Raw genomic sequence first — 26544 nt, 5'->3', positions numbered from 1 at the left:
CTGCCCGGTTAACGCAAAAAAAGAGAGGGTGGCTTAGCATCCACACTCCTGATTAAAGAAATATTTCTACAGCAAAACAGCCTGGCCGGTTTTGGTTAGGCTGTTTTGCTGTCTGTTACATTCATGGGGTTCTTATTCTTGGCAATGATACTATGTTTTTTTCAGTTATGCCTTTACAAAAGAGGAGATTTCAATCAAATTTCCATCCGGGTCAGCAACATAACTGGTCCTTTGCCCCCACGGTTCATCCGTAGGAGGAAATACCGGCGTAGCCCCGGCGTTTACGATTCTTGCATACTCAGTATCGACTTCGGCAAAATCAGCAACATCAAAGGCCAATTCTACCGTACCGTTTAATCCAGTGGGATAGGTATAGCTTTTTGATGTCATTTCCTCAAAGTCTTTTCTGCTGAACATGATTAACCGGAATTCGCCGGAATACAACTCAGCATTGGCTTCTCCCGCCCAATCTGTTTTCATGCCCATCACATCCCGATAGAAAGAAACCATTGTTTCCATATCCTTTACAAATAGGCCGATTGCATCTAGTTTAAGCATTTTTCATCCCTCCTTCTAAACACAATATAACAGCAGTAACCGGACAGCAGTATGTCTTGTTAGTCATCTTGCCTCAGCATATTTTTGGCATGTTCCTGGATGTTTGCCTTTAATTCGGGGGGCTCGATCACTCTCACCCTATCTCCGAAACTCAAGAGCCATTGCAGCAAATACTCTGGATTAGAAAACGATCGTTGAAACAACAGTTTATCAGGTTCGGAAACAGTAAAACATTCCGGTCCATATTCTTCTATCAATCGGTATTTCGCTCTTGCGTCAAACAGGGCTGTCAGTCTGATTTCTTCTGTTTGAAAATACCGCTCAAATTCCAATTTTCCTTCCGGAATATTTCGTGGGATATAAGTAAGGTTGGTGTTTTTTAGTTTCCATAAACGATTTAATTTAAAAAGCCGATATTCGTTTTTCGTAAGGCAATAACCATAGACATACCAGGCCGCCCATTTGAAGAGGATAAGATAGGGTTCGATCAAACGTTCACTTTCACCTTTATCTGAATAGTACACGAAAAATACCTTTTCCCGATTAAAGATCGCCTGTCTAAGTTGTTCTATTTTATCTGAGAGGCTGTCCTGATACCATGATGCCAAATCAATTAAAATCATGTCCTGTTCAGCTAAAACGGCCGCTTTTCCGTTGGCGAATTTCTCGATAAGGGTTTGTCCATATGTGGTTTTGGAAATGCTGTCAATGCTCCTGATACCTGTTAAGATCGCTTGCAATTCTTTTTTGGTAAGGACGGTTTTATCAAGTTTATAGCCATCCGCGATGGAAAGCCCCCCGCCATATCCTTGCCTGGATACAATAGGAATACCGGCTTGACCTATAGCATCAATATCACGCTGGATAGTCCTGCATGAAACCTCAAATCGCTCCGCCAGCTGTGGAATCGTTGCTCTTTCTTTTTGCAAAAGGATTGTAATGATTCCGATCAGACGGTCTATTTTCATATGCCCACCTCTTTGCCATTATGGCCAAAGCCGCCAAGCCCTTCCTATTCGAACAGTTTGCTTTCCTCTTTTAATCTGCCGACTAATGAAGCATAGCTTATCGCCGGGATAATAAACAAAACGCCAAGGCCGGTCAGGAGCATTCTGAACACCCATGTCATAGTACCAGACATTGACGATACATTGGGGATAAAGGTTATGGCAACCAGCCCAAGCAGCAAAAGAACAGTCCAAGCATAAGCGTACACAACATTCTTGTAAGTATGCAATGTATCACTCACATCGGTATGCAACTCAAAGGGTTGGCCATCCCTCTTTTTTTCCAAAATCAAAAGCTCTTTGTTGTACCCTCCAGGCGCTGTGGCAATCTGCCCCATGCCCTTCCCATAGGGCCGCCACCTTACTTTCCCTAATGAATAATTGAGATTGATGTTTTTGGTAAAGGTACGAAAACCCATGCTTTCAAGATATTCACGATAAGCTTTGGCTTTGGTATAGGCTTTCTCCCCGACAAACTCAACGGCATATTCATATTCATTTGGTTGGCACTGGTCGAAAGTATAGGCTATCCTGCCGCATTTCTTTAACCGGTAGCCGCGCCCGGCCATGCTGTTCAACCATTTCTCCTGTCCGTCTAAAAAATCAAAAAAGTAACGAAAGAAGGTTTTGCTCATTGATCCTCATCCTCCCTTATTATTGTGGATGCCAACCGCAGGACTTCGTCCATACGTCTCAACTCTTCTGCCACTTTCTGTTTTCCGGTGTTGGTGATGATATACGCCTTTTTCTTGCCGTCCGCTTCATCACCATAAGGTGCGATCCATTGCTTCTTTACCAAAGCATTGATAGCGCCATATAAGGTGCCTGCACCCAGAGTGACCCGCCCTTTGGTCGCAGTTTCAATAAACCGCATAATACCGTATCCGTGGTTGGGTTGATAGACAGCCAGTAAGACAAGAAATGTTGTTTCTGTCAGCGCACCGCCTTTGATATTGTCTCTGATAGAAATCGCTCCCCGTCCTTATTACGTTTACTGTAATATGAATTATATCACTAAACGTAATAAAATCAATAGCTAACATATATTTGTAGGAAAAACACCTTAATGAGCTCATACTAAGATGTCCCAAAACACGACAACGTTGTCGCGCTCTGGGACATGCAGCGGGGACTATGGAGTATTTGTTTTTAGAGTAAGATTTGACTACTCTCCTGAATTATTTTGTTTTTCCGATTGCTTGGCATTCTTTTTGGTTTTCTTACTTTTGTCGCTCATCCTAAATCCCTCCCTTTTCAAATTCATCATCAGTATTCCTAAATTCGTTCATTCAACCCTCCAGATTGAGCAAATAAATAACCCTCCCCATGTCTAATTAGATAGAATGGAAAAGGTTTTAAGAAGAGCACGCAATGATCTACCTTGCACCAAGTGAGATAACTTATTACCCAAACATAATCTTGCGACTATGGCTAAGCAGAATCGCCACCCCAAATGATGGTTCGTTCGACCATACTGGATATCTACCCAGCCTGCTTTAACCTTACGGCTAAAGTAGACCGAAAAATTTACATATAGCAATGCACCTTTGGAGTGTATCTCTATATATAAAAAATCTTCCAAAACCCAGCACAATCTTAGCTCGACCCAAGCAGATAAGTTGGAACCCCTAGATAATCAAGGTTAATCGACTAGCTAAAAGCTTTTCCCTACCCACAAGAATCTTCTCTCCGACAATTTATAAACGGACGCCTATAAATCATCTTTGACCGACTCATATATACCCCGATTATGAAGCACATATAAATCTTGGCTCAACCATTACGTACCCTTCGACATTATAATGTGCTTTTAGCGGATGAAATATTCAAGTCCACTTAGCCAATAAAAACCATAATTGGCAAACCTCCATGTCATTGAATGCGTCTTGCATCACGCAGCTTAAGTATTTATTCCTGGTTTTTGTCATCATATCTCTCTTCATTAAAAAATCATAGGATATTTACAAGAAAATCAAATTATTAAGATAAAATTCCATTGTATTTCCTATTATTTTGATCGGAGGAATTAGTTTTGAAGAAAAAAAAGATTCTGATTGGAGGGATAAGCTTAGTGCTGTTGTTTCCATTTGCCTCTGTAGCCATAGCTGATGAAGTGACTTCTGCGGCAAGTCAAAGCACAGTACAAATTGTCGCGCAAACAGCAGCACAAGCTCAATCCCCGACTGAAGCAAATGGCCATATTACCGTGGGAATGGCCGGTATGAAAGGCGGTTCAATGGATAGCAATTCAACGGAGATAGACTTAAATGAAACCTCACATGACATGGATATGGATAAGCCGGATGTGCAGGAAGGCGGGCAAAAAGCTGAGGAAGACGGACATGGCCAGTCGGAAAAGACTCAAGGCAAGGAACACGGTGAAGAGGAGCCGGCAGGGGTTAATTGGCCTGTGGTTTGGGGCTTTTTAGGCATTAACTCACTTGTTATTGTCAGCGCGGGAATTCTCAAGTTTATGAAATAGGTGATAAATTTTCTCGGTAAAGGAGTAAAATTGATGGCAGTCATTAAAAAAGCAGATCCAGTCAGACATCCGGATTCACCCAAAAAGAATTTGCTTGATAATAGGGTGATCAAAGCTATGCTTAAGAGCCGGTGGTTTCCAGGAATCATTCAGTGGCCGGTTTTATTCGTTTTTGCACTTATTGTTTTTGAGCTCATGGCCGGACCAGGTTCAGCCCATGATAATTTCGGCACGGCAGGAACCTGGGTACTCTGGTGGCCGCTGATTCCGATTATTTTCTTGCTTCTGGGACGTTTTTGGTGTGCAATTTGCCCCTTCGCCACTGTAAGCGACTGGATACAAAAGTTTGTCGGCAATAACCGTCCTGTTCCTAAATTTTTAAAGAAATATGGCATATGGCTGATTGATATTTTCTTTATACTAATCACATGGGCGGACCATACCTTTGGGGTCGTTGAGAGCCCCAGGGGTTCGGGTGTACTGTTACTGATCATCACAACGGGTGTGATAATCAGCGGAGCGTTCTTCGAACGCCGTACCTGGTGCAGATATCTGTGTTTTCTCGGGGGCTTATCGGGTAACTATGCGCGGTCGGGTTCCCTTGAGCTTCATGCTACTCCTGAAAAGTGTGCACAATGTACGACTCAATCCTGTTACAAGGGAAATGGCAAAGTTGCCGGCTGCCCCATGTTTGAATTTCCCCGTACCATGGATAGCATGGCAAGATGCAATCTCTGTGCCAATTGTATTAAAACCTGTCCCAATGATTCGATTCAATTAAGTACCCGTGTCCCGACCAAAGGATTATGGTTTATTAAAAAACCCAAATTTGAAGAATCTTTCTTAGCCATTATCATTATGGGAATTGTTTTTGTACAGAATATTACCATGCTGGAAGTCTGGGAAAAGATGCTTGCTTCCCTGGAGAACTTTGTTGGAACAGATAATTACTTTGTAACCTTTACCATCACCTTTATTATTGCTATGGCCATTCCGGTATTTGCATTATTTGCCAGCAGCTACTTTGCTAAACTCTCCAACAAGAAAAGCACTATCCAAAACTTTGCTATCTTTGGCTATTCTCTGATACCATTGGATCTGGCCGGGCACATTGCCCACAATCTGTTTCATCTTCTGGCTGAAGGCAAGTCGATCCTCTTCACCTTCCTGGCCTTATTCGGAGTTGAAACTCACGGTGCTTCAGCTGCTATCTTCAGTAATTCAACCATTCAAATACTTCAGTTTGGTTTAATTGGACTGGGTACCCTGGGATCAATCTATACAGCTTACCGAATCTCGAAATACAATTTTGCAGCAGAAGGAAAAACTTTTGCCAGCTTTATGCCTTTCGCGGTACTAAGTGTTATTCTGGGGATTGTCAATGTCGGTCTGTTTATCCTCCCCATGGCTATGCGCATGTAAATGAAGCTAAGGGGCCAACGACGGACGAAGCACAAGCGAACCGGGGTAAACGAAAGCCCCAGGGATAATGACCCTGGGGCTTTGCGGTGAGCATATTATATTGATATGGAGATATGGAAGTTTGTTTTATAACTTCTTTGTCGGCAAAAGGTACTAAATAAGCTTTACAGTGCAGCCAGCACTGCATCGCCCATCTCTATCGTTCCCACAACCTTATCCCCTGCCTGGGCCAGATCCCCAGTCCGATACCCTTGCTCCAGGACCTTTTCCACAGCGCTCTCAATGCGTAATGCTTCGGCCTCCATACCAAAAGAATAGCGAAGCATCAAAGCTGCGGAAAGAATAGTGGCCAGAGGATTAGCCAGGTTCTTACCGGCGATATCGGGGGCAGAACCATGAGCCGGTTCATACATCCCCTGGGTGCCGCTCAAGCTTGCTGAGGAGAGCATACCGATGGAGCCGCCCAACATGGAGGCCAGATCGGTGAGAATATCCCCGAACATGTTCTCCGTGACGATGACATCGAATTGCTTGGGGTTGCGGACCAATTGCATGGCCGCATTATCCACATACATATGCGTGAGCTCCACTTCAGGATACTCTTTAGCTAATTCATTGGCTATCTCTCTCCAAAGGCGGGAGGTTTCCAGAACATTGGCCTTATCCACGGAGCAAAGCTTTTTGCTGCGGAGCATAGCTGTCTCAAAGCCTTGGATCAGGATGCGCCGAATCTCTTCTTCTGAATAGGTCATCTTATCGTATGCTGAACGAGGGTTATCTGAACGGCCTTTTTCCCCGAAATAAACCCCTCCGGTCAATTCCCGGATAACCACCATATCCACCCCGTCCAGCACGTTCTCTTTAAGGGTAGAAGTGGCCAACAGGCTGGGAATCATGCGCACAGGGCGGATATTGGCATAGAAGTTCAGCCCTTTGCGCAGGCCTAAAAGAGCCGCTGTTTCCGGACGTTCCGAGGCAGGGAGATGATCCCATTGATGTCCCCCTACGGCACCTAACAGAACCGCGTCAGCTTCCCGGCAACCCTGCAAGGTCTCATCCGGCAAGGCTTTCCCCACCAATTCGATGGCCGCTCCCCCTATGGGATAGTCCTGAAACTCAAATTCAGCATCCGTTTCAGCCAAGACTGCTTTCAGCACCCGTACGGCCTGGGGAATAATTTCCTGCCCGATGCCATCGCCGGGCAATACTGCAATTTTAGGCATGTTCTTGTCTCCCCTTCACATATGGAATAAGTCCCCCTGCTTTGATCAGATCCTGCATAAAGGGTGGGAAAGGCCGGGCTTCAAACTCAGTATTTCTGGTCAGATTGACGATCTTTCCGGTCTCCAAATCCACAGAGACCTCATCCCCTGCTTCAATTCCTTGAACTGCCTCGGGGCATTCCAGAATAGGCATACCAATGTTCAGGGAGTTCCGGTAAAAAATCCGGGCATAAGAATCGGCGATGACTGCCTTCACCCCCGCTGCCTTAATGGCTACCGGAGCATGCTCCCGGGAAGAACCGCAGCCAAAGTTTTTGCCGCCGATGATCACATCGCCGGACTTTACTTCTTTAGCAAAATTGGCGTCGGCATCTTCCATGCAATGAGCCGCTAAATGCTCGGGAGTGTTTTGATTTAGATAGCGTGCCGGTATAATGACATCGGTGTCGATATCATCTCCGAATTTCCAGGCTTTGGCCATTATAATACCTCCTCTGGATGTGAGATTTCCCCGGTTACTGCCGATGCTGCCGCCACAGCCGGTCCGGACAGGTAGACCTCACTTTCCGGATGTCCCATCCGTCCGACAAAGTTCCGGTTGGTGGTGGAAAGCGCCCGCTCCCCTTTGGCCAGAATTCCCATATATCCGCCCAAGCAAGGTCCGCAGGTAGGAGTGCTGACCACAGCCCCCGCATCGATAAAGATATCGATCAGTCCTTCCTGCATGGCTTGCTTATAAATATCCTGAGTTCCAGGTATGACAATTAAGCGTACATCCCCATGGACTTTTTGGCCCTTGAGGATCTGTGCCGCCACTTGCATATCTTCCAGACGGCCATTAGTACAGGAACCGATGACCACTTGATCGATTTTAATTCCTTTCCCTTCACTGACGGGTTTGGCGTTCTCCGGCAGATGAGGAAAAGCCACTTGCAAAGGAATATCTGCCACATCCCATTCATAGACTTCCACATACTGAGCATCGGGATCGCTGTGATAGACTTTATAGGGGCGTTTGGCCCGTTCATTCACATAAGCCAGGGTCTTTTCATCGGGCGGGATAATCCCGTTCTTGGCTCCCGCTTCCACAGCCATATTGCACATGGTTAAACGGCCGTCCATGGACAAGGCGGCGATACCTTCCCCAGTGAATTCCATAGACCGATAGCGGGCGCCGTCCACCCCGATTTTGCCGATGGTGTAAAGAATCAAATCTTTACCGCTGACCCAGGGCTGGAAGTTCGTTCCTTTAAATATGAATTTTATGGATTCCGGAATTCTGAACCAGGCTTCCCCGGTAGCCATGCCGGCGGCTAAATCTGTGCTGCCCACTCCTGTTGCAAAAGCACCCAAAGCGCCGTAGGTGCAGGTATGGGAATCGGCACCGATGATCACATCACCGGGCAGGGTCACGCCTTGCTCAGGAAGAAGACAGTGCTCAACACCCACTCTTCCCTGCTCCCAATAATGAACAATCCCTTGTTTTTTTGCAAATTCTCTTAAAGCTTTGCTTAATTCTGCAGAAGCGATGTCTTTGTTGGGGGTAAAGTGGTCGGGAACCAAGGCGACCTTGGTCTTATCCCAAACGGTTTCCACACCGAACTTCTCAAATTCCCGGATGGAGACCGGGCCGGTTATATCATTGGCCAAGGCCAGATCCAGCTGGGCAGTAATCAATTGACCGGGTACCACCTTATCCAGACCGGCATGCTCGGCAAGAATTTTCTCAGTGATGGTCATTGCCATATCTCTCATTTCCTTTCCTCTTATATAGAACCATGCGCTTTGTCATTACAAACAAAGCGCATGTCATTATCTGATAAACAAGTTTGATGCAATGAGCAAATAAATTTCGTAACGCTCCGTGGGTCGGGTCAAACTCTTTCCGGGAGAAAGGTGAGCTGTGGTGGTTGGGGTGGGAGACGGCTAAAGGTCCGGGTCGCTGAAGGAGACTTTCCCCCGAACGAGATTCATGTAGGATTATTCACCGGGCTTCTTAATAAAGGGCATCATGGCACGAAGCTCAGCTCCCACTTTTTCGATAGGATGCTCGGCGTCTTTACGCTCGATAGCATTGAAGGAGGGGCGGTTGATTTGGTTCTCTAAGAGCCAGTTCTTGGCAAAGGTGCCATCCTGGATTTCCGCCAGGACTTTTTTCATTTCTTTGCGGGTTTCATCGGTGATGATGCGTTTACCGATCATCATATCCCCATACTCAGCGGTGTCGGAGATGGAATAACGCATCCGGCTGATGCCGCCTTCATAGATGAGGTCGACAATCAGCTTCAATTCATGCAAGCACTCAAAATAAGCGCTCTCCGGCTGGTAGCCGGCTTCCACTAAGGTATCAAAGCCTGCTCGGATCAATTCGGATACCCCGCCGCAAAGTACGGCCTGCTCACCAAAGAGGTCGGTTTCCGTTTCTTCCTTGAAGGTGGTCTCCAGAACTCCGGCCCGGGTACAGCCGATTCCTTTGGCATAAGCCAAGGCCAGATCATAAGCACGGCCGCTGGCATCCTGGTGAACGGCTATCAATCCGGGTACGCCGGCTCCTTCTTCATAGGTTCTACGCACCAGATGTCCGGGGCTTTTGGGAGCGACCATGAAAACATCCACATCAGCGGGAGGTACAATCTGACCAAAATGAATATTAAAGCCGTGGGAGAACACCAAGCATTTGCCTGCTGTAAGATGGGGTTTGATTTCTTTCTCATAGACGGAGGCCTGGCGCTCATCAGGGAGAAGGATCTGAATCAGATCGGCCTGAGCTGCAGCTTCAGCCACAGTTGCAACTTTCAAACCGGCTGCTTCAGCTTGTTTCCAGCGGCGGGAATCGGCACGAAGACCGATGACCACATTGAGACCGGAATCTTTTAAGTTCTGAGCCTGAGCATGACCTTGGCTCCCATAACCCATCACTGCAATGGTTTTGCCTTGGAGTAATTCCAAGCTTGCATCAGAATCATAATACATTTTTGCCATGATAAAACGCTCCTTTTTGAATCCCCTGAAGATTACCTTTTAACCTGAGGATTACCTTATTAATATAATGTTTTGCCAGCCTAAGCCGCATTTCTAAAATAGTGAAATGTACGGATGTGATGTACTATCTCATGATAGCACAAAGAATCCTGTTGTACAACAGAAAACGGCAACTTAGGCGGTTTTATAACAACTCTGTATATTAGAAATATTTAGATAAAGACAGTCTGATTAGCTTTCCAAACGGGTTATAGCAATCTTCCCAGTCCTCACCAGTTCCATCAGCCCAAAGGGGCGTATGGTTTTCACGAAGGCATCGATTTTTTCTTCGTCCCCGGTGAGTTCTACGGTCAGGTTGCTTCGTCCCATATCCACTACCCGGCCCCGGAAAACGTCCACGATTTGCAGGACTTCCAGGCGGGTATCCGCTTTCACCTTGATGCGGATTAAAGCCAGCTCCCGATCCACCACCGTCTCGTTGGTCAGGTCTGTCACTTTATGGACCACCACCAGCTTATGTAGCTGTTTGGAAACCTGCTCAATCACTGTATCATCCCCATCGACGACGATGGTCATCCGGGAAATGCCGGGATGCTCCGTCTGACACACTGAGAGACTGTTGATATTGTAGGCCCGTCGGGCGAACAATCCGGCCACTCTGGTCAATACACCAGGGTTATTTTCGACAAGAACCGCTAAAGTATGCAGCATTTTCCTCACCACCCCAACATTTCTGTGAGTCCCTTCCCTGGGGGAACCATCGGGGAGACCACTTCATCTTCGGATATAATGAAATCCATGAGAACCGGACCGGGATGATTAATAGCTTCCAAGAGAGCGTTGCGGACTTCGGAAGTCTCCGTAACGCGAATTCCGCGAATGCCGTAAGCTTCGGCAATCTTGATAAAATCAGGGTTGGCGGTAAGCTGAATCTGACTATAACGCTCATCGCAAAAGACCATCTGCAGCTGGCGCACCATACCTAAAACCCCGTTATTCATGAGGATAATCTTTACCGGAAGCTGGTATTGTACTGCGGTAGCCAGCTCCTGAATGCTCATCTGGAAGGAGCCGTCCCCTGTAACCAGAAAAACGGTGCTTTCAGGAGCAGCGACTTGAGCTCCGAGGGCTGCCGGCAATCCAAAACCCATGGTGCCCAGACCGCCGCTGGTGATAAAATGCCGGGGAGCTGGAACCGGATAGCCTTGGGCAGCCCACATCTGATGCTGGCCCACATCGGTGGTGACGATGGTTTCTTCTCCGGCAATTTCGCCCAGGGTCTCAATAATCACCTGAGGATTAAGATTGGGATTATCGGTCTTGAGTTTTTCTTCCTGCCACAAGCGGATTTGCTCCCACCAAGGAGAAATTTCCGGTTTGCTGACTTTAGAGAGAAGCTCTTCCAAAACCAATTTGGCATTGCCGACAATGGGGACCTTGGTTCTTGCAACTTTGCCGATTTCGGCGGGATCAATGTCGATATGAATGATTTTGGCTTTCGTGGCAAAACGATGGCCTAAACCGCTGGTGACCCGGTCGTCGAAGCGGACCCCTATAGCAATCAGCAGATCACAATCATCTACTGCATAATTTGCCGTCACGGTTCCGTGCATCCCTACCATCCCCAAAACATTGGGGTGGTTTGTGGGCAGGCTTCCTATCCCCATCAGGGTAGTGACCACCGGAAGGTTGGCCCTTTCCACGACTTGCTGAAGGATTTCACTGGCTCCGGCCGTGATCACTCCTCCCCCGGCATAGAGAACCGGCCGCTGGGATTGGGCGATGACCCGGGCTGCTTCTTCGATCTGCCCGGCATTCCCCTTGGTAAAGTATTTATAGCTTTTCAGATTCAATTCCGCCGGGGCCGGGCGGACATCCGTTGCGGCCAGAACGTTTTTGGGCAAGTCGATTAAGACGGGGCCGGGACGTCCTGTGCTGGCAATATAAAAAGCTTCCTTGACAATCCGCGGGATCTGCCGCGGGTCCTTGACAAGATAAGAATGTTTGGTGATGGGAAGGGTAATCCCTGTGATATCCACCTCTTGGAAGGAATCCGTCCCCAAAAGGCTGGTGGGGACTTGCCCGGTTAAGATCACAACGGGTATGGAATCCATATAGGCATTGGCAATCCCTGTGACTAAATTCGTTGCTCCCGGCCCGGAAGTGGCCAGGCAAACCCCTACTTTGCCGCTGACCCGGGCAAAGGCGTCGGCGGCATGAATGGCAGTCTGCTCATGCCGGGGCAGCAGATGCCGGATCGGGCTGTTGATCAGGGCATCATAGATGGGCAAAACAGCTCCGCCGGGATACCCAAACATGACCTCTACTCCTTCCTGGACCAAAGAATCCAGCAAAAGAGCCGCCCCTGTGGCATAGGTAGTACTCTCCTTCTCATTCCCCAAATGTTATCACTCCTTTACTCGTCGTAAGGCCGCTCCTTTAGAAGCAGATTGTACGAAATAGGCGTACCGTCCCAGGTAGCCTTGGCGTAGTTCAGGCTTGAGATGATCGGGCTTAACTGCCATGGCTGCAAATTCTTGTCGGCGCTGTTCTCTTTCTTCTTCAGATACGATCCACTCAAGACGGCCTTTACCAATATCAATGCGAATTTTATCCCCATCCTTTAAGAGAGCGATGTCCCCTCCCAAGGCGGCTTCCGGTGAGACATGACCGATGGATAGACCGCGGCTGGCGCCTGAGAATCGTCCGTCTGTAAGCAAAGCCACATCGGAATCCAGGCCCATACCTGCTAAGGTCGCTGTCGGTCCCAGCATCTCCCGCATACCCGGCCCGCCTTTTGGCCCTTCATAGCGAATGACCACTACGTCGCCGGCTTTGATCTCCAGGTTGCGGATAGCCTCGGCAGCGGGAACCTCTCCATTGAAGACCTTGGCTGATCCTTCAAAGACAAAGTCCTGGCTGCTTAAAGCACCTTGTTTAATGACCGCTCCTTCCGGAGCCAGGTTGCCGAAGAGGATGCGCAATCCCCCTCTTTGGGAGAAGGGGTTGGATTGGGGGCGGATAATTTCTGTGTCCACAACTTTGGCATCCTTTAAGCGTTCAGCCATAGTCACGCCGGACACGGTCATGGTCGATCCGTCAATCAATCCGGCATCCAAAAGCTGTTTGAGAACCGCACTGACCCCGCCTGCTTCATGGAGTGCAGCCAAAGGAGTTTCAGAAGCCGGGGCGAGTTTACAGATTTGGGGGGTTTTTTCACTGACTTCATTAACCTTGCCCAGATCCCAGTCGATATCCCCTTCGTTGGCGATGGCAGGTAAGTGAAGGATAGTATTGGTGGAACAGCCTAAGGCCATATCCACGGCCACGCCATTTTTCAGTGTGCTTTGGGTGACAATATCTCTGGGTTTAAGGTCTTGACGATAAAGCTCCATGACCTGATAGCCGGTTTCTTTAGCAAGTACTAAACGCTCGGAATAGACTGCGGGAATGGTACCATTGCCCGGTAAAGCCATGCCGAGAGCCTCGGTCAGACAGTTCATGGAATTGGCGGTAAACATCCCGGCACAAGAACCGCAGGTCGGACAGGCTTTAGCTTCCAGTTCATGAAGCCAGGCTTCGTCCTTTTTGCCGGCGTGGACCTGCCCCACCCCTTCAAAAACTGTACTCAGGGTTACAGGATTGCCTTCGAACCGGCCAGGCAGCATGGGGCCGCCGCTGACCACAATGGCCGGGATATTTAAGCGCATGGCCGCCATCAGCATCCCGGGGACTACTTTGTCACAGCTGGGGATTAAGACCAAAGCATCCAATTGATGTCCCTTCGCCATGACCTCAATGGCATCGGCCACAATTTCACGGCTGGCCAGAGAATAATGCATCCCCTCATGGCCCATGGCAATGCCGTCACAGACCGCTATGGTAGAAAACTCAAAAGGGGTTCCCCCGTTTTCCCGGATCCCTGCTTTCACCGCTTCTGTGACTTGCCGTAGGTGCATATGACCGGGCACCAGCTCAGTAAAGGAATTGACGACCCCGATAAATGGTTTGCTGAGTTCACGATCCGTCAGCCCCAAAGCTTTTAAAAGGGAGCGGTGGGGTGCCCGATCAATTCCTGTTTTTATAGTATTACTGTTCATAGTTTTTTCCTCCACTATTTGCCTGATAAAATTATCCATGTCTATAGTATTTGCTTTTTTTCAAAATTGTCCTTCTTAATCTGTCGTTTGTTCGAAACCTCTCGCCGGTTAATTATGCTTTATTAATCGGCACCCCGTCCACTAAGGTCAAAGCCCGGAAATCCTTCAGGAGATCTTTAAAAATTTCACCAGGCTGGCCCTCTGCGATCACGCGGCCGTCGGCTTTAACCACAGGAATTAATTCGGCTGCCGTACCGGTTAAGAAGCATTCCTCTGCGTTATAGACATCATGGCGGTTAAACAGCTCTTCCCGGACTTCAAGCCCTCTCTTTTTGGCCAGTTCGATGACGGCGTTGCGGGTAACACCCTCTAAACATCCTGATGACAGAGGGGGGGTGAGCAATGCTCCCCGGCGGAGGATGAAAATGTTATCGGCGGTGCCTTCCACCACATAGCCTTCTTGGGTCAGCATAATGGCTTCCACTACACCGGCTTGGGTGGATTCGATTTTGGCCATAATATTATTGAGGTAATTCAAGGATTTCACCCGGGGGCTAAGGGAATCCGGGTTGGTCCGGCGTACGGCCACGGTTTTGACGTCCAATCCCTGCTCATACATTTCCTGGGGGTAGATTTTAATTTGGTCCGCTATACAGATAATGCTGGCGCCGACACAGTTATTGGGGTCGAGCCCCAAGTCCCCCACTCCCCGGCTCACAACCAGACGGATATAGCCGTTATCCAGGTTATTTTTGCGCAGGGTGCTGCACAGGACCTCTTCCATCTCCCCTTTGGAAATGCCGATATTCAGCATGATAGTCTTAGCTGATTCATATAAACGGTCAAGATGTTCTTTACATTTAAATATGCGGCCATGATAGGCCCGAATACCCTCAAAAATGCCATCCCCATATAAAAAACCATGATCAAATACCGAAATTTTGGCCTCAGCTTGGGTTACAAATTCACCATTAAGATAAATCAGTTTTTCCATACAAAATCTCTCCTTTAAATATCTTAAAACTGTTTATAATAGAAGATTCTCTGAATATTATAAAGAAAACCCGGCTTCACCGAGCTTTAAAGCATGCCCGCAAACGAGGCGAAGTCGCTGGTTGCACTTATGCTTAGAAAGTATACAGCGCAAGCTTATACTTTCTGACAGTGTAGAAAACCGAGCGGTGTTCCTACCCTCTCGAGGAACTTTCCGCTCGGGTATTTTCTGCCCACGGTGTAAATCCATGCTCTGGATCTTGTACCGCTCGGACCAGACGGAGCAGCTCCCGGAACCCTAGGTACACTTCCTACTGTTATAATACATTCTTTCATTTATAACTAAGTTTATAATACACAGTTGGCAGTGTCAACCCATTTTGAAAAAGTCTTGTCAAAGAAAAAAAACCATATTATAATGTCCACAACGCAAACACATTTGTTTTCACAAAATGGATTGGAGGAGAATTGATGCAGGTCGTTAAGATTGGACTGCTGGGTCTCGGAACCGTCGGCAGTGGCGTAATTCAGATCCTTGAGCAAAATGCTAATGATATACAGAACCGTTCCCTAAGTCAGATTAAAGTCTCCAAGGTCCTGGTGCGGAACCTTAAGGCTCCCCGCTCAATCGCAGGGGATTTTACTCTAACCGATCAAGCCGCCGATGTTCTCACCGACCCCGACATCAGTATTGTCGTCGAAGTGATGGGCGGCATTGAACCGGCCAAAACCTATATATTAGAAGCTTTTAAACAAGGGAAGAATGTGGTGACCGCCAATAAGGACCTTTTGGCCCTTCATGGGCAAGAGCTTTTGGATGCGGCTAAAGAAGCTGGCAAAGATCTTTATTTTGAAGCCAGTGTAGCCGGCGGCATTCCTATTATCGCCGCCCTGAAGCAGTCTCTGGCCGGGAATAGAATCTCTGAAGTCCTGGGGATTATTAACGGCACCACCAACTATATCCTGACCGCTATGACCGAGCAGGGCCGGGATTATCAGGAAGTCCTGAAGGAAGCTCAAGAGTTAGGTTATGCGGAAGCCGACCCGACCGCAGATGTGGACGGACTGGATGCCGCCCGCAAGCTGGCCATCCTCGCCTCCATCGCCTTTAACTCCCGGGTCACCGTCAATGATGTCTATGTGGAAGGGATCGCCAAGATCACTTCCGAAGACATCGCCTATGCCCGTGAACTCAATTCCACCATCAAACTTCTGGCTGTGGCTAAAGCTCAGGCCGACGGCATCGAGGTTCGTGTCCACCCTGCCTTTGTGCCCGACAACCATCCCCTGGCTGCTGTCAGCGGAGTTTTTAATGCTATCTATGTGGTGGGAGACGCCGTTGGCGAAACCATGTTCTATGGCCGGGGTGCCGGGTCCCTGCCCACTGGAAGTGCCGTTGTCTCCGATATCATTCAAGTGGTCCGGAATATCAATGCGGATTCTACGGCTAACATTAATTGCACTTGTTACAATGAATTAGCCATCAAAAGCGAACAGGATTTTAAAAGCGCTTTCTATATCCGGCTGCGGGTCAAGGATGAACCCCGGGTTCTGGCTACCCTAGCCCTGCTTTTCGCCGAAGCCGGGGTGAGCTTTGCTTCCATCATTCAAAAACAGAAAAAACGCCAGGAAGCGGAAATCGTCCTGGTCACCCACCCCACTCAGGAATCCTGCTTGCGTGAAGCTCTGGATTCGGTCCGGGCCTACAGCAAAGTGCTCTCCATCCACAATGTGATTCGTTTTGAATCAGGTGAGCATTACGACTAGGCTCCAGGAGGAAGTCAATAAGAATTAAGGAGGATCATCATGGTTCGTGTCAGAATACCGGCCACCTCTGCTAACTTAGGGCCAGGCTTTGATTGTCTTGGTATGGCCCTTTCTTTATACAATGTTGTCCAAATAGAAGCTGCTGACTCTTTTCAGATCGCTTTAAAAGGGGATTATACTGCAGGCATCCCTGGGGATGAGACCAATCTCGTTTGGCAAAGTATGTGCAACCTATGGGAGGCCATTGGCTTTGAGATACCAACGGTTTCCTTGGAATTGGAAAACAACATCCCCCCCACCCGCGGCATGGGAAGCAGCTCCGCAGCCATCGTCGGCGGCTTGGTAGCAGCCAATGAATATGCGGGAGGAGTCTTGAGCAAGCAGCAAATCCTTCAGATCGCCAATCGGATCGAAGGGCATCCCGATAATGTGGCTCCGGCACTTTTAGGGGGAGTTACCCTGGCCGTCACCGCAGAGGCCTCCGTCATTGCCAGGACAGTGCATTCCCAGCCTCAATTCATGGCCTTAGCCATCGTTCCGGACTTCTATCTGTCCACCGAAAAAAGCCGCAATGTGCTGCCTGCCTCCATTTCCCGGGCAGATGCCGTCTATAATCTCTCCCGGACAGCCCTGCTGGTGGAAGCCTTGATCCATGAGAACTACGAGCTCCTTAAGGAAGGTATGCAGGATCGGCTGCACCAAAACCAGCGGGCCAGCCTGGTCCCCGGCCTTGGGGAAACCTTGCAGGTGGCACTGGATTCCGGGGCCTACGGTTCCGCTCTCAGCGGTTCCGGCCCTACCATCCTGGCTTTGGTCTCTTCCCACAGGGCTGAGCAGGTTTCCCAAGCCATGGTAGACTCCTTGGCAGCTCATGGCTTGACAGCCAAGGCCTACCTCCTCTCCGTCGACTCGGAGGGGGCGGCGGTTATTTAAAGGGTTATCATCTTTATAGAACAGTTAAAAGGCGTCCTGATTTTGACCAGTGCCTGAGAAGAAAGGCAGTTGCCAGTGAACTTTAAAGTTTCTTGGCAACTGCCTTTTCTTATTGGGCAAATTACCAATCGGTTGGTAATTTAAATTTATTTCGAATATAAGCTTGACGAGGATACTCCTCCGTCAACGGGAAAAGCACCGCCTGTTATATACCCGGCCTCCCCGCTCACAAGAAAAGCCACCATGTTGGCAATATCCTCCGGTTCCCCAATCCGCTTTAAAGGCACACGCTCCGCGCAGCGGGCAGCGGTTGCTTCATCGGGAAAACTCTTTTGAAGGAGAGGGGTATTGATTGGCCCCGGCAATATGCAATTAACCCGCACTCCGCAATCTGCATATTGCTGGGCAAGGCATTTTGTCAACATAATAAGTCCCGCTTTTGTGGTGCAGTACAGAGGAGATGTTAATTCGGGCACAAGTCCCAAACACGAAGCGATGATAATGACCGAGCCTTGTCTTTCTTTGATTTTAGCAAGAGCATTGCGTGTCATCAGATACGTTCCTTTAATATTGATATCCACCATGTTGTCTATTTCTTCATTAGTGGTATCCTCCAAATATCTCTCAAAATAGATCCCGGCATTATTCACTAAAATATCCAGTTGAGAGATATGGGATAGTGCTGACTTAATCTGGCCATCATCACGAATATCAACATGATAGAAGGGAAACTCCTCCGGCGGCTTTTGAATATCAAAGATAATGACCTCTATCCCCGCCTCTTTCAGCCTCCTGGCAATGGCCAATCCCATTCCGGAACTGCCGCCTGTGACAATCGCTACTTTTTCACCTTCCATAACCATCACCTATCATCAAAAAATTTCCTGACTGTGAAGATATATCGGAGCACGTGTTCATCCCCATTTTTACTGCCCTTAGTCAAGGGCCATTCCGGGTTGTTCCGGACAGCATTATTGCCATACTATTTATTGCAGTATGTCTTTAAGCTGCAGCAAATCTGAAATAATATAATCAATCTCAACATCAGAATCCGTGTTCCTATGCTTGGGATTATACCAGCAAGAGTCCATCTTGCTGGTTTGGGCCCCGACCATATCCGCTTCAAGGCTATCGCCGATGAGCAGCACCTCGCTGGGCTTCAACCTGCTTCTTTGCAAGCACTCCTCAAAAAACCGGACACTGGGCTTTTCATGGCCGATATGGTCAGAGACAAATACATCTGTAAAATACGGCAATAAGCCGGCTAACTCCAGACGCTTCAACTGGGTTTTCAAAATACCGTTGGAGGTCACAAAGAGTTGGTAGCGAGCGCTTAAATAGCCCAGGGATTCTGCCGCATGGGGTTCAGTGAAAAACTCTTCCGCCAATCTCTCCTGGAACATCGTCTGCAAAGGGATATGAGAACACCCAAGCTGGAGCTGTTTAAATAATTCTTGAAATCTAAGATTGATGACATCCTGAACGGTAAGTTCGCCTTGCTTTTGCTGAAGCCATAATCGCTGGTCTATGCTGCGGAACAGCTCGTAAACGGTGTCATCGTAGTCCATACTGAAATGACGGAATGTCTTGCCCAGTGCTTCCCTGCTACACTGTTCGAAATTCAGCAGGGTATCATCCACATCAAAGAATAAAGCTTTATACACTGAGCTATCCCCCCTGAGTTATCTATTTTAGCCAATAGCCCCAAGGGCCCTATATTTCATCTTCAGTATAACAGGTATAACCTCTCGGACGAAGCGCTTTTGATCTTCAGTTTTTGGAGCTAAGCACGTTTCCTGACAAGGTAAAAAACAACAGATTTATAGCTAAAAGGCCGCCCCTAATACGAAGGTTTATTCATATTGGGGCGGGCCTTTACTTATGAGAGAGATATTTCGCTCCCGGTCTATCCTTTTTTCATCTCATCCAGATATTTAATGGCACTAAGAGCCGCCGTTCCTCCTTCCCCTACCGCTTTGTTCAGCTGATAGGGTTGTCCGGAGCAGTCTCCGGCGGCGAAGAGTCCCGGAATACCGGTCTCCAGCTCCCGGTTCACCTTGATGGCGCCTTTGTCCATTTCCAAGCCCGGAACGATCTGCTCCGCCGGCAGGCTTTCCCGGAGCACGAAGACACCGTCTACTGAGATCTCTTCGTTATCCAAGACCAGCTTTTCTACCTTTTGAGTGCCGGAAATCTCCTTAACCCTGGCTTTTTTTTGAATGATTCTGGAATCAAGCTGCCCTACCTCTTTGTAGAAAGGCAGATAATAGACTTCAGCGCAGATCTCAGCCATGAAATTGGCTTCGGCTTCTCCTTCGTGGCTGTAGGAAACAATGGCCACCTTTTTCCCTTTGTACAAAGGTCCGTCGCAAGTGGCACAATAGCCCACTCCCCTGCCCAGAAGCTCTGTCTCCCCGGGAAGAAGCTTGGTAGGCGATACCCCTGTGGCCAAAATCACCGCATCGGCTTCAAAGGATTCATTATTGCCCACCAGGGTGAAAGGCGGTCCGGGATAAATATTGAGAACTTTCCAAGGTACAACCTCAATGCCCATGGCTTTTACGTGGTTTAGGAAATTCTGCCGCAAGTCCTCCCCTTTGATTTCATGAAAACCCAGGTAATTATCAATCTGGGGAGCTTTAGCTAATTTGGGACTGCAAAAGTCACTTCCCAAAAGAATAAAGTCTTTATTTCGAATTTTGGCATTTAAGGCGGCAGACATCCCGGCGGGACCGCACCCGACAATAGCCAGTTGATAACGAGATTTTAATTGAAATCCTTCACTCATCTTCTATAACCTCCTTTGTTATCCTTTCATATTCTCCAGAAACTATCGGAATCCCTTTTCTCTCAGCAAGACCAATTTTAAGATTATTTAAAACCAACCTTTGACAATAGTTAGTATCGGCAAAGACGATAAGCACCAACCATAAAAATTTTAATTGTATCGGATTAATCTTTTATGATAAAATTTGTTTTACTGTATTTAACCATTGAAGCTATCACTAAACTTGAGAAAAGGGAGAAACACCATGATTTCTTTTATTCTGACCTTAAAACGATTACTATCCGCTGTTTATCGCATAATGAAGGAAAAAGCCTTTAAATCTTTACTGGTATCCTTGGCATTGATTTTGCTTTCCGGTACTCTTTTCTATAAACAAGTCGAAGGATGGTCCTTGCTGGATTCTTTTTATTTTGCTTTTGTCAGTCTCATTCCCACCAGTGTCTCTACAGGTTTTGTTCCCCAAGCTGATCTGAGCAAGTGGTTCACGATGATTTATCTTGTTGTCGGTGTCGGGGTTATGCTGATGATATTAATCATGATCGGCTTTGCCGTTGTCAATTTTGAAAAATCGGAGCAGGAAGAACTTAAGCAGAAAATAATTGATAAGGTGGATTAGGACTTCTCATCCAGCAAAAAACCACGCTTCATTTGAGGCGTGGTTTTTCACCATAAAGATCCTGATACTTTTCGTAGTTATCCATAACCCGCTGCACATATTCCCTGGTCTCCCGGAAAGGAATATCCTCCGTATTCAAGTCATCCACCTTGAGCTGCTCTGTGCGGATCCACTCATTAACATGACCTCTTCCCCCATTATAGGCGGCCAGGACCAGCTCGATATCCTGGAATTCCTTCTGCAGGCTGGCTATGTACCAGGTTCCGTACTGAATATTCTTTTCCGGCTCTCTCAGCTCGCTTTGGTCGAAGGCTCCATCCCCTAAGGTCTCGGCAATCCAGTCGGCTGTATCCGGCATCAGCTGCATAAGCCCCAGGGCGCCCTTATGGGATTGGGAATAGGGCAGGAATTTACTCTCAGCGCGAATGACCGAGATAACCAGCAAAGGGTCCACATGATATTGCTCCGCATAATGCTCGATAAGAGATTTATACGGATAAGGATAGATTACTTTCTTAATGGGGGGAGACGAGAACAAGAATGTAAAAGCAATCACACATAAGACCAGGGTAAACAAAAAGCCTGATCTTTTTTTCTTGCGCCGCACTGTGAACCCTTTCTTTTTCATGGGTACTCCTTGATTTCATCAGTATTTAAGTCTTAAAGCATTCTAAGGTTTGAACAAGGCTTCAGTCCATGGCTGGACTTAACATAGGACATATTATACTTTGAGAGGCTCATATTACGGAATAGAACGATAGACCTAAGTTAGACCTATTGCAAGACCTATTCTGACCCATTGCTTCATTCTATAGTCCTTGCTCCCTATTTATTCTTTCCATTTCTTTCCTTAATTGTACTACTGTTTCTTCCCATTTTCCAGAATTATCTATAACTACATCTGCTTTATTGCGTTTCTCGCCCAATGAATATTGGGCTTGGATGCGCAATGCCACTTCTTCTGCATTTAAGGCATCCCGTTCCATGACCCGTTGTTTTTGAATATCCAGCGGTACCCAAACCACCCATAACTCGTCCATCTGTGACCCATACCCTGCCTCGAAAAGCAAGGGAACATCCCAGACACAGATCCTCTCCCCTGCCTGTTCCAGTGCCTTTTGTTGTTTTTCCATGGCAACTCTGACCCGGGGGTGAAGAATCTTTTCCAATTGTTTACGGGCTTGATCATCGGCAAAAACAATTCTGCCTAAGGCTTTGCGATCGATTTCTTCTGTATCCGTCAGGATATCCTGACCAAAGGCAGCCGTAATGGCTGCCATCGTCTCCGGTTCATGATAAAGCCCATGAACCGTACGATCCGCATCAATAATCGGAACACCTTGTTGGGAGAGCCACCGGGAGACTGTGGATTTTCCGCTCCCGATCCCCCCGGTTAATCCGATAACCCACATAGTATGACACCTCGAATTCATTATTGTAATCAAATCAGCTTTCCCAAAGCGATGAGAATAAGCATGGTTCCCGGCAAAAGGCCCAATTTCCCTAAATACTCTTCGGGAAGTCTGCCTGCTAAAGCCTGACCACATTTGATCATAAAAATTTGCATCAAGGCCACCCAGGCAATAACCGACAAAGAGTTAAAGATTCCCACAGCAAGACCCAATACCAGACCGGAAGCAAAGGCATCCAGGGATAAGGCCGTGCCCAGCAGCACACTTTCCTTGGCACTGATCACACCGGAGCCATCAAGATCGGCCTGTTCCGGAGTTTTGAGAACCTGCACCACAACGCCCAGGATTTTGAATTCCAGCTTAAGGACCGGCTCCCGAACAGCTATTGTGCTGGCAGGCTCAGCCTTTGGCGTCTCTTTTTTAAACAAGTGGGGAATAGCCTTGATCAGCTGATAGCCCCCTAAGGTGAGTAAAATTCCCGCTGCGATAAGATTAGGCGAGACAACTGTAATAACCCCTATGAGGACATCGCCAAAGAACAGTGCTGTTCCCATGGCTACTACTGTACAAAGAGTTATGATCAACATCGAAAGAAGGGGTATGCGGATTCTCCGTATTCCATAAGATACCCCTACGCCAAATCCGTCAAAACTTAAGGCTATAGCGAAGAGTATTGCAGCTCCCATAATCATCCTCCTGTAAGTACCTTTACTTTGCAGGATAATATATGGGTAAACCCTTCTTATGGTGCCCTTATTCTTCTGTTATTTCTAACCACTCCATCATTGTACTATCCAGTAAAACCTTTTTTTCCTCAAAGAGTTTATGGAGCTCCAGAGCTTTTTCATAATTGGAAGTCACTGCAGCCATCTGCTCTTCTAAGGACTGGATTTCTTCCTCCAGTTCAGCTATCTGTGCCTCTAATTGCTGGGCCTTTCTCTGGCGCCGTCTTGCTTCCCGTTCCGTCTCCTTGGATTGTTCATGAGGGCGGGTTCCGACAGCTGTACCGGAGGAGGCGCTCCCGCCCGTGGAAGCGGCTTCTTCTTCCTGGACTTGCGCCTTATACATGCTGTAATCCCCCTCGTAGATTTTAAGCCCCTCAGGAGTCAAACGGGCGATTTTGTTCACGACCCGATCCAGGAAATACCGATCATGGGAGACAACCAAAAGGGTTCCATCATAATCCTGAAGTGCTTCCTCCAAGACATCCCGCATACGGGTATCCAAGTGATTGGTGGGTTCGTCCAGGAGGAGCAGATTTCCCTGAGAGAGGAAGAGCTTAGCCAGGGCCAGCCGGCTTTTTTCTCCCCCGCTTAATACGGAAACCGGCTTAAAGACCTCCTCACCCACAAACCCGAAACGGGCCAGCAGGCTGCGAATTTCCGGATCAAGCAAATCTGTGTCGCCCCGGATTTCATCCATGATGCTGCCCTTGCCGTGCAATTCCTCATGTTCCTGGGAATAATACCCCAGCTTGACATTGGCCCCCAGGCGAATCTCCCCTTGATAGGGCAGCGAACCTTTGATGGCTTTGAGCAGACTGGTTTTGCCGATTCCATTTTCTCCGAGCAGGGCCACCCGGTCCCCCCGGCGCAATTCCACATCAACTCCATGGAACAACCGGCGCCCGGGAAACTCTACAGAGACATCTTCCAGCATAAGGGTTCGATCCCCGCTGCGCCGTCCTGTGGCCAGGGAAATATGCAAAGACTTGGGGGTTTTATTCACCTCAACAGGCTTAATCTTCTGGAGCTGGGATTCCCGGCCCCGGGCTTGCTTGGATTTGATACCGGCTTTATAACGCCGGATATATTCCTCCAGACGGGCAATTTTTTTGCTTACCCGCTCCGCTTCCCTGACCAAGGTGGTTTCTTCCACCGCCCGTTGTAATTCATACTCGGAATAATTTCCCGGATAGCTCTTCAGTCCCCCTTTTTCCAGATGCAGGACTTTCTGAACCACATGATCAAGGAAGTAGCGATCATGGGAAACCACTAAAATCGCGCCGTCATAGCCTTTCAAAAACCCCTCCAGCCACTCTAAGGCATCCATATCCAAGTGGTTGGTCGGCTCATCCAGAATCAAAAATTCCGGAGAACGGAGCAGGAGTTTGCTCAAAGCCAGCCTGGTTTTTTGACCCCCGCTCAAATGTTGAATAGGGTGCTCAGTTTCTTTAGTGAGTCCAAGACCGGAGAGGATCTTGCGTACCTGGGCTTCCAGGGCATACCCGCCCATGGTCTCAAAGCGCTCCGTGAGAGCACTGTATTGAGCAAAAACCTTCTCGTCCGCGGTATGAGCCATCCGTTCTTCAAGAACATGAAGCTGCTCTTTCATTTCGATGAGATCGGCCCGTTCCGCCAGCATGCTCTCCCAGACGGTTCCCTGATCTTCGACTAAAGGATTCTGGGGAAGGTATCCCCAGGTGCCGGTAAGAAATACCTCGCCGCTTTCCAGAGGGTGCTCCCCTAAGCAGGCCCGCAGCAAGGTCGTCTTCCCCGCCCCATTGGGACCTACCAGTCCCACCTTCTCCCCTTTCTCCACAGCAAAAGTTACTTGTCGGAAAAGGGCTTCTCCGGAAACGTCCACGCCGCAGCTCCGACAGTAAAGAATACTCATATCATAATAACTCCTTTGTAACAACTCTAAGTCGTTTGCTTGGGTCGTTTAGCGTTATGCATGATGAACCTTCGGGTCGCGTAGCTTTACGCACAACGCGTACTCCATAGCTCCAGGGCTGGTCCACTCGCTTTCTTAACAGCTCTGCCAAACCTCCGGGTAATACCTGATGTGAACCGTGGCTCCGCTACGTTAAGAAAGCCTCGTTGACCTGACCGCCCCTCGCTAAATCCGTCCGCTTTTGTACGTAAAGCTACTGCTTACGGGTATCTTCAAGTTCTTCTCTGGAGCCCCGAGGACCTGATGCTCTTTGTGAGGCGTTGTGAGTATTTCTGAGGCCAGCCCAGCCCTTCTTCAAAGCCCTTCTGAGGTCACCGACTTTGCCGCCTCAAGCGGCGTCGGTAAAGACGGAAAAAGCTGCTTGGATAAGATTGCTTGCCTCACAGCTCCCACAACGCCCTGCTTACTCAGACCTGAAAAGCAGCCCAAGGATTTTGATTTACACAAGGGAAGCGACTTTAAGCGAGCGGAAACAAAACTTCGCGAAAAGCACTCTGCGGAGAAAGGTTGGAAACAGGACGTTTCCAACCCGCTATGAGGCAGGAGCCGATTTAGCGGGGAACCTTTCGGAGCAGCGGGCTTTTCGCGTTAGTTTTGTCCGCGCAGCTTATGGAGCGACCGGTGTAAATCAAAATCCTGGAGACCCCGCTTTCAAATCCTTCTCAGAGCAGCGGAATTCAATCTTACACCTGACAGCAAGGGCAAAACACCGTAGACCTGCCGGCCAGACGAATTCTCACCAGAGTATGGCCGCACTCTTTGCAGGGTTCTCCCCCACGTCCATAGACCTTCAATTCCTTCTGAAAGTCCCCTCTTTCCCCATTGGCATCCTGGTAATCCCGGAAAGAAGTGCCATTGGCGGCGATACCCTCCTCAAGAACCTGACAGATGGCAGGGTAAAGCTTCTCAATCTCCTCTTTCGTCAAGGAATTGGCGCACCGCTCCGGGGCAATTCCCGCTCTGAATAAGGCTTCATCCGCATAGATATTGCCGATTCCCGCCACAAGGGTCTGATCCAACAGAGCTGCTTTAATGGCCAGTTTGCGGGGAGCCAGACGCCGTCCCAGTTCTGCGGCGGAAAAACCTTCCTCCAAAGGTTCCGGACCCAGGCGGGCTAAGGAGGGTTGCTGGAGGCGTTCTTCTGTTCTCACCAACTGCAGCCGGCCGAATTTGCGTGTATCGGTAAAGTGAATCTCCCCGGAAGATAGCTTAAGCACCACATGGGTATGCTTCTCCGGTTCCTGGCTTTGAGCATGGTAAACCATGCGCCCTGTCATGCGCATATGGGCGATGAAGGACCAGCCTTCTTCTAAAGTAAACAAAAGATATTTCCCACGTCTTTCGATACTTTGAAACTTCAGCCCTCTGACAGCATCGGCAAAGGTTTTCTCCTCATATCCTTCCACAGCACCTGGCCAGCGAATTAAGATCTCCTCAATCCTTCGCTCAAGAATATGCTGACTCAGGCTTCTGCGTATGGTTTCTACTTCTGGTAGTTCCGGCATAATTACACCTTCATATATAAGAATTAATGGAATGCTCTATTGACTGTACGACAATTGATGGTACTGCTTTACTAATAGCA

Annotated in this window: 25 protein-coding genes; 5 read left to right on the top strand and 20 right to left on the bottom strand. The window is 48.2% G+C overall.

Going from position 1 to position 26544, the window contains the following annotated elements; translation table 11 throughout:
- Window positions 1-165: 165 nt before the first annotated feature.
- The 4 genes from DHAF_RS12365 to DHAF_RS12350 are packed head-to-tail and all read right to left on the bottom strand — an operon-like array spanning window position 166 to window position 2475.
- On the bottom strand, window positions 166-558 hold the full coding sequence (locus tag DHAF_RS12365) for a VOC family protein (protein WP_005816710.1): 393 nt from the start codon (window positions 556-558) through the stop codon (window positions 166-168).
- A gap of 59 nt (window positions 559-617) precedes the next feature.
- Window positions 618-1526, bottom strand: a complete 909-nt coding sequence (locus DHAF_RS12360) for a helix-turn-helix transcriptional regulator (RefSeq protein ID WP_015944061.1) — start codon at window positions 1524-1526, stop codon at window positions 618-620.
- Between the two features lie 44 nt (window positions 1527-1570).
- Window positions 1571-2200, bottom strand: coding sequence for a DUF2812 domain-containing protein (locus DHAF_RS12355; protein WP_011459652.1), 630 nt, complete (start codon window positions 2198-2200; stop codon window positions 1571-1573).
- Window positions 2197-2475 (bottom strand): PadR family transcriptional regulator, encoded by a 279-nt coding sequence (locus tag DHAF_RS12350; RefSeq protein WP_338009698.1) that lies wholly within the window; start codon window positions 2473-2475, stop codon window positions 2197-2199. The genes DHAF_RS12355 and DHAF_RS12350 overlap by 4 nt, the downstream gene beginning before the upstream one ends.
- A gap of 1122 nt (window positions 2476-3597) precedes the next feature.
- On the opposite strand from DHAF_RS12350, the gene DHAF_RS12345 reads away from it, so the two are divergent.
- The gene (locus DHAF_RS12345) at window positions 3598-4047 is read left to right on the top strand and encodes a hypothetical protein (RefSeq protein WP_015944059.1); all 450 of its coding nucleotides are present in this window, start codon (window positions 3598-3600) and stop codon (window positions 4045-4047) included.
- A gap of 33 nt (window positions 4048-4080) precedes the next feature.
- Complete coding sequence (locus DHAF_RS12340; RefSeq protein ID WP_015944058.1) at window positions 4081-5469, top strand: 4Fe-4S binding protein; 1389 nt, start codon at window positions 4081-4083, stop codon at window positions 5467-5469.
- 164 nt (window positions 5470-5633) lie between these two features.
- Here DHAF_RS12340 and leuB read toward each other — a convergent pair whose 3' ends face one another.
- The 8 genes from leuB to ilvE all read right to left on the bottom strand — a co-directional run bounded on the left by leuB (window position 5634) and on the right by ilvE (window position 14768).
- A complete protein-coding gene (gene leuB / locus DHAF_RS12335; protein WP_005816724.1) occupies window positions 5634-6692 on the bottom strand; it encodes a 3-isopropylmalate dehydrogenase in 1059 nt (352 codons plus the stop codon).
- Window positions 6685-7173, bottom strand: a complete 489-nt coding sequence (leuD, locus tag DHAF_RS12330) for a 3-isopropylmalate dehydratase small subunit (protein ID WP_005816726.1) — start codon at window positions 7171-7173, stop codon at window positions 6685-6687. Before leuD ends, leuB begins: the two co-directional genes overlap by 8 nt.
- Window positions 7173-8438 (bottom strand): 3-isopropylmalate dehydratase large subunit, encoded by a 1266-nt coding sequence (leuC, locus tag DHAF_RS12325; protein ID WP_026198993.1) that lies wholly within the window; start codon window positions 8436-8438, stop codon window positions 7173-7175. Before leuC ends, leuD begins: the two co-directional genes overlap by 1 nt.
- A gap of 234 nt (window positions 8439-8672) precedes the next feature.
- On the bottom strand, window positions 8673-9674 hold the full coding sequence (ilvC, locus tag DHAF_RS12320; RefSeq protein ID WP_005816729.1) for a ketol-acid reductoisomerase: 1002 nt from the start codon (window positions 9672-9674) through the stop codon (window positions 8673-8675).
- A 231-nt stretch (window positions 9675-9905) separates the two neighbouring features.
- Window positions 9906-10385 carry an acetolactate synthase small subunit gene (ilvN, locus tag DHAF_RS12315; RefSeq protein ID WP_005816731.1) on the bottom strand — a complete coding sequence of 160 codons (480 nt, stop codon included), beginning with the start codon at window positions 10383-10385 and terminating at the stop codon, window positions 9906-9908.
- 5 nt (window positions 10386-10390) lie between these two features.
- Window positions 10391-12076: a biosynthetic-type acetolactate synthase large subunit gene (gene ilvB / locus DHAF_RS12310; RefSeq protein WP_005816732.1), complete on the bottom strand. Its 1686-nt coding sequence runs from the start codon at window positions 12074-12076 to the stop codon at window positions 10391-10393.
- Between the two features lie 6 nt (window positions 12077-12082).
- Window positions 12083-13774: a dihydroxy-acid dehydratase gene (ilvD, locus tag DHAF_RS12305; RefSeq protein WP_015944057.1), complete on the bottom strand. Its 1692-nt coding sequence runs from the start codon at window positions 13772-13774 to the stop codon at window positions 12083-12085.
- A gap of 112 nt (window positions 13775-13886) precedes the next feature.
- The gene (gene ilvE / locus DHAF_RS12300) at window positions 13887-14768 is read right to left on the bottom strand and encodes a branched-chain-amino-acid transaminase (protein WP_005816735.1); all 882 of its coding nucleotides are present in this window, start codon (window positions 14766-14768) and stop codon (window positions 13887-13889) included.
- Between the two features lie 470 nt (window positions 14769-15238).
- Here ilvE and DHAF_RS12295 point away from each other — a divergent pair, with 470 nt between their 5' ends.
- On the top strand, window positions 15239-16534 hold the full coding sequence (locus DHAF_RS12295) for a homoserine dehydrogenase (RefSeq protein WP_005816736.1): 1296 nt from the start codon (window positions 15239-15241) through the stop codon (window positions 16532-16534).
- Window positions 16535-16573: 39 nt separating this feature from the next.
- A complete protein-coding gene (thrB, locus tag DHAF_RS12290; protein WP_015944056.1) occupies window positions 16574-17467 on the top strand; it encodes a homoserine kinase in 894 nt (297 codons plus the stop codon).
- Window positions 17468-17613: 146 nt separating this feature from the next.
- Here the strand turns inward: thrB and DHAF_RS12285 are convergent, their stop codons facing one another.
- The 3 genes from DHAF_RS12285 to DHAF_RS12275 form a co-directional block, all read right to left on the bottom strand.
- A complete protein-coding gene (locus DHAF_RS12285) occupies window positions 17614-18324 on the bottom strand; it encodes an SDR family NAD(P)-dependent oxidoreductase (protein ID WP_015944055.1) in 711 nt (236 codons plus the stop codon).
- Window positions 18325-18453: 129 nt separating this feature from the next.
- Window positions 18454-19131, bottom strand: a complete 678-nt coding sequence (locus tag DHAF_RS12280; protein ID WP_015944054.1) for a YjjG family noncanonical pyrimidine nucleotidase — start codon at window positions 19129-19131, stop codon at window positions 18454-18456.
- Window positions 19132-19373: 242 nt separating this feature from the next.
- Window positions 19374-20255 (bottom strand): NAD(P)/FAD-dependent oxidoreductase, encoded by an 882-nt coding sequence (locus DHAF_RS12275; RefSeq protein WP_005816742.1) that lies wholly within the window; start codon window positions 20253-20255, stop codon window positions 19374-19376.
- A gap of 244 nt (window positions 20256-20499) precedes the next feature.
- On the opposite strand from DHAF_RS12275, the gene DHAF_RS12270 reads away from it, so the two are divergent.
- Entirely contained in the window at window positions 20500-20871 is a 372-nt protein-coding gene (locus tag DHAF_RS12270) for a potassium channel family protein (RefSeq protein ID WP_015944053.1), read from the top strand.
- 28 nt (window positions 20872-20899) lie between these two features.
- Here DHAF_RS12270 and DHAF_RS12265 read toward each other — a convergent pair whose 3' ends face one another.
- The 5 genes from DHAF_RS12265 to mutM form a co-directional block, all read right to left on the bottom strand.
- On the bottom strand, window positions 20900-21499 hold the full coding sequence (locus DHAF_RS12265; RefSeq protein ID WP_005816766.1) for a lytic transglycosylase domain-containing protein: 600 nt from the start codon (window positions 21497-21499) through the stop codon (window positions 20900-20902).
- Between the two features lie 181 nt (window positions 21500-21680).
- Window positions 21681-22283: a dephospho-CoA kinase gene (coaE, locus tag DHAF_RS12260; protein ID WP_005816768.1), complete on the bottom strand. Its 603-nt coding sequence runs from the start codon at window positions 22281-22283 to the stop codon at window positions 21681-21683.
- Between the two features lie 29 nt (window positions 22284-22312).
- On the bottom strand, window positions 22313-22969 hold the full coding sequence (gene ytaF, locus DHAF_RS12255; RefSeq protein ID WP_015944052.1) for a sporulation membrane protein YtaF: 657 nt from the start codon (window positions 22967-22969) through the stop codon (window positions 22313-22315).
- Between the two features lie 67 nt (window positions 22970-23036).
- Complete coding sequence (locus DHAF_RS12250) at window positions 23037-24899, bottom strand: ABC-F family ATP-binding cassette domain-containing protein (RefSeq protein WP_015944051.1); 1863 nt, start codon at window positions 24897-24899, stop codon at window positions 23037-23039.
- Between the two features lie 743 nt (window positions 24900-25642).
- Window positions 25643-26464, bottom strand: a complete 822-nt coding sequence (mutM, locus tag DHAF_RS12240) for a bifunctional DNA-formamidopyrimidine glycosylase/DNA-(apurinic or apyrimidinic site) lyase (RefSeq protein ID WP_005816814.1) — start codon at window positions 26462-26464, stop codon at window positions 25643-25645.
- Between the last annotated feature and the right edge of the window lie 80 nt (window positions 26465-26544).

It is taken from the genome of Desulfitobacterium hafniense DCB-2 (genome assembly GCF_000021925.1).
Taxonomy (GTDB): domain Bacteria; phylum Bacillota; class Desulfitobacteriia; order Desulfitobacteriales; family Desulfitobacteriaceae; genus Desulfitobacterium; species Desulfitobacterium hafniense.
This window is presented reverse-complemented; position numbering and strand designations above follow the sequence as displayed.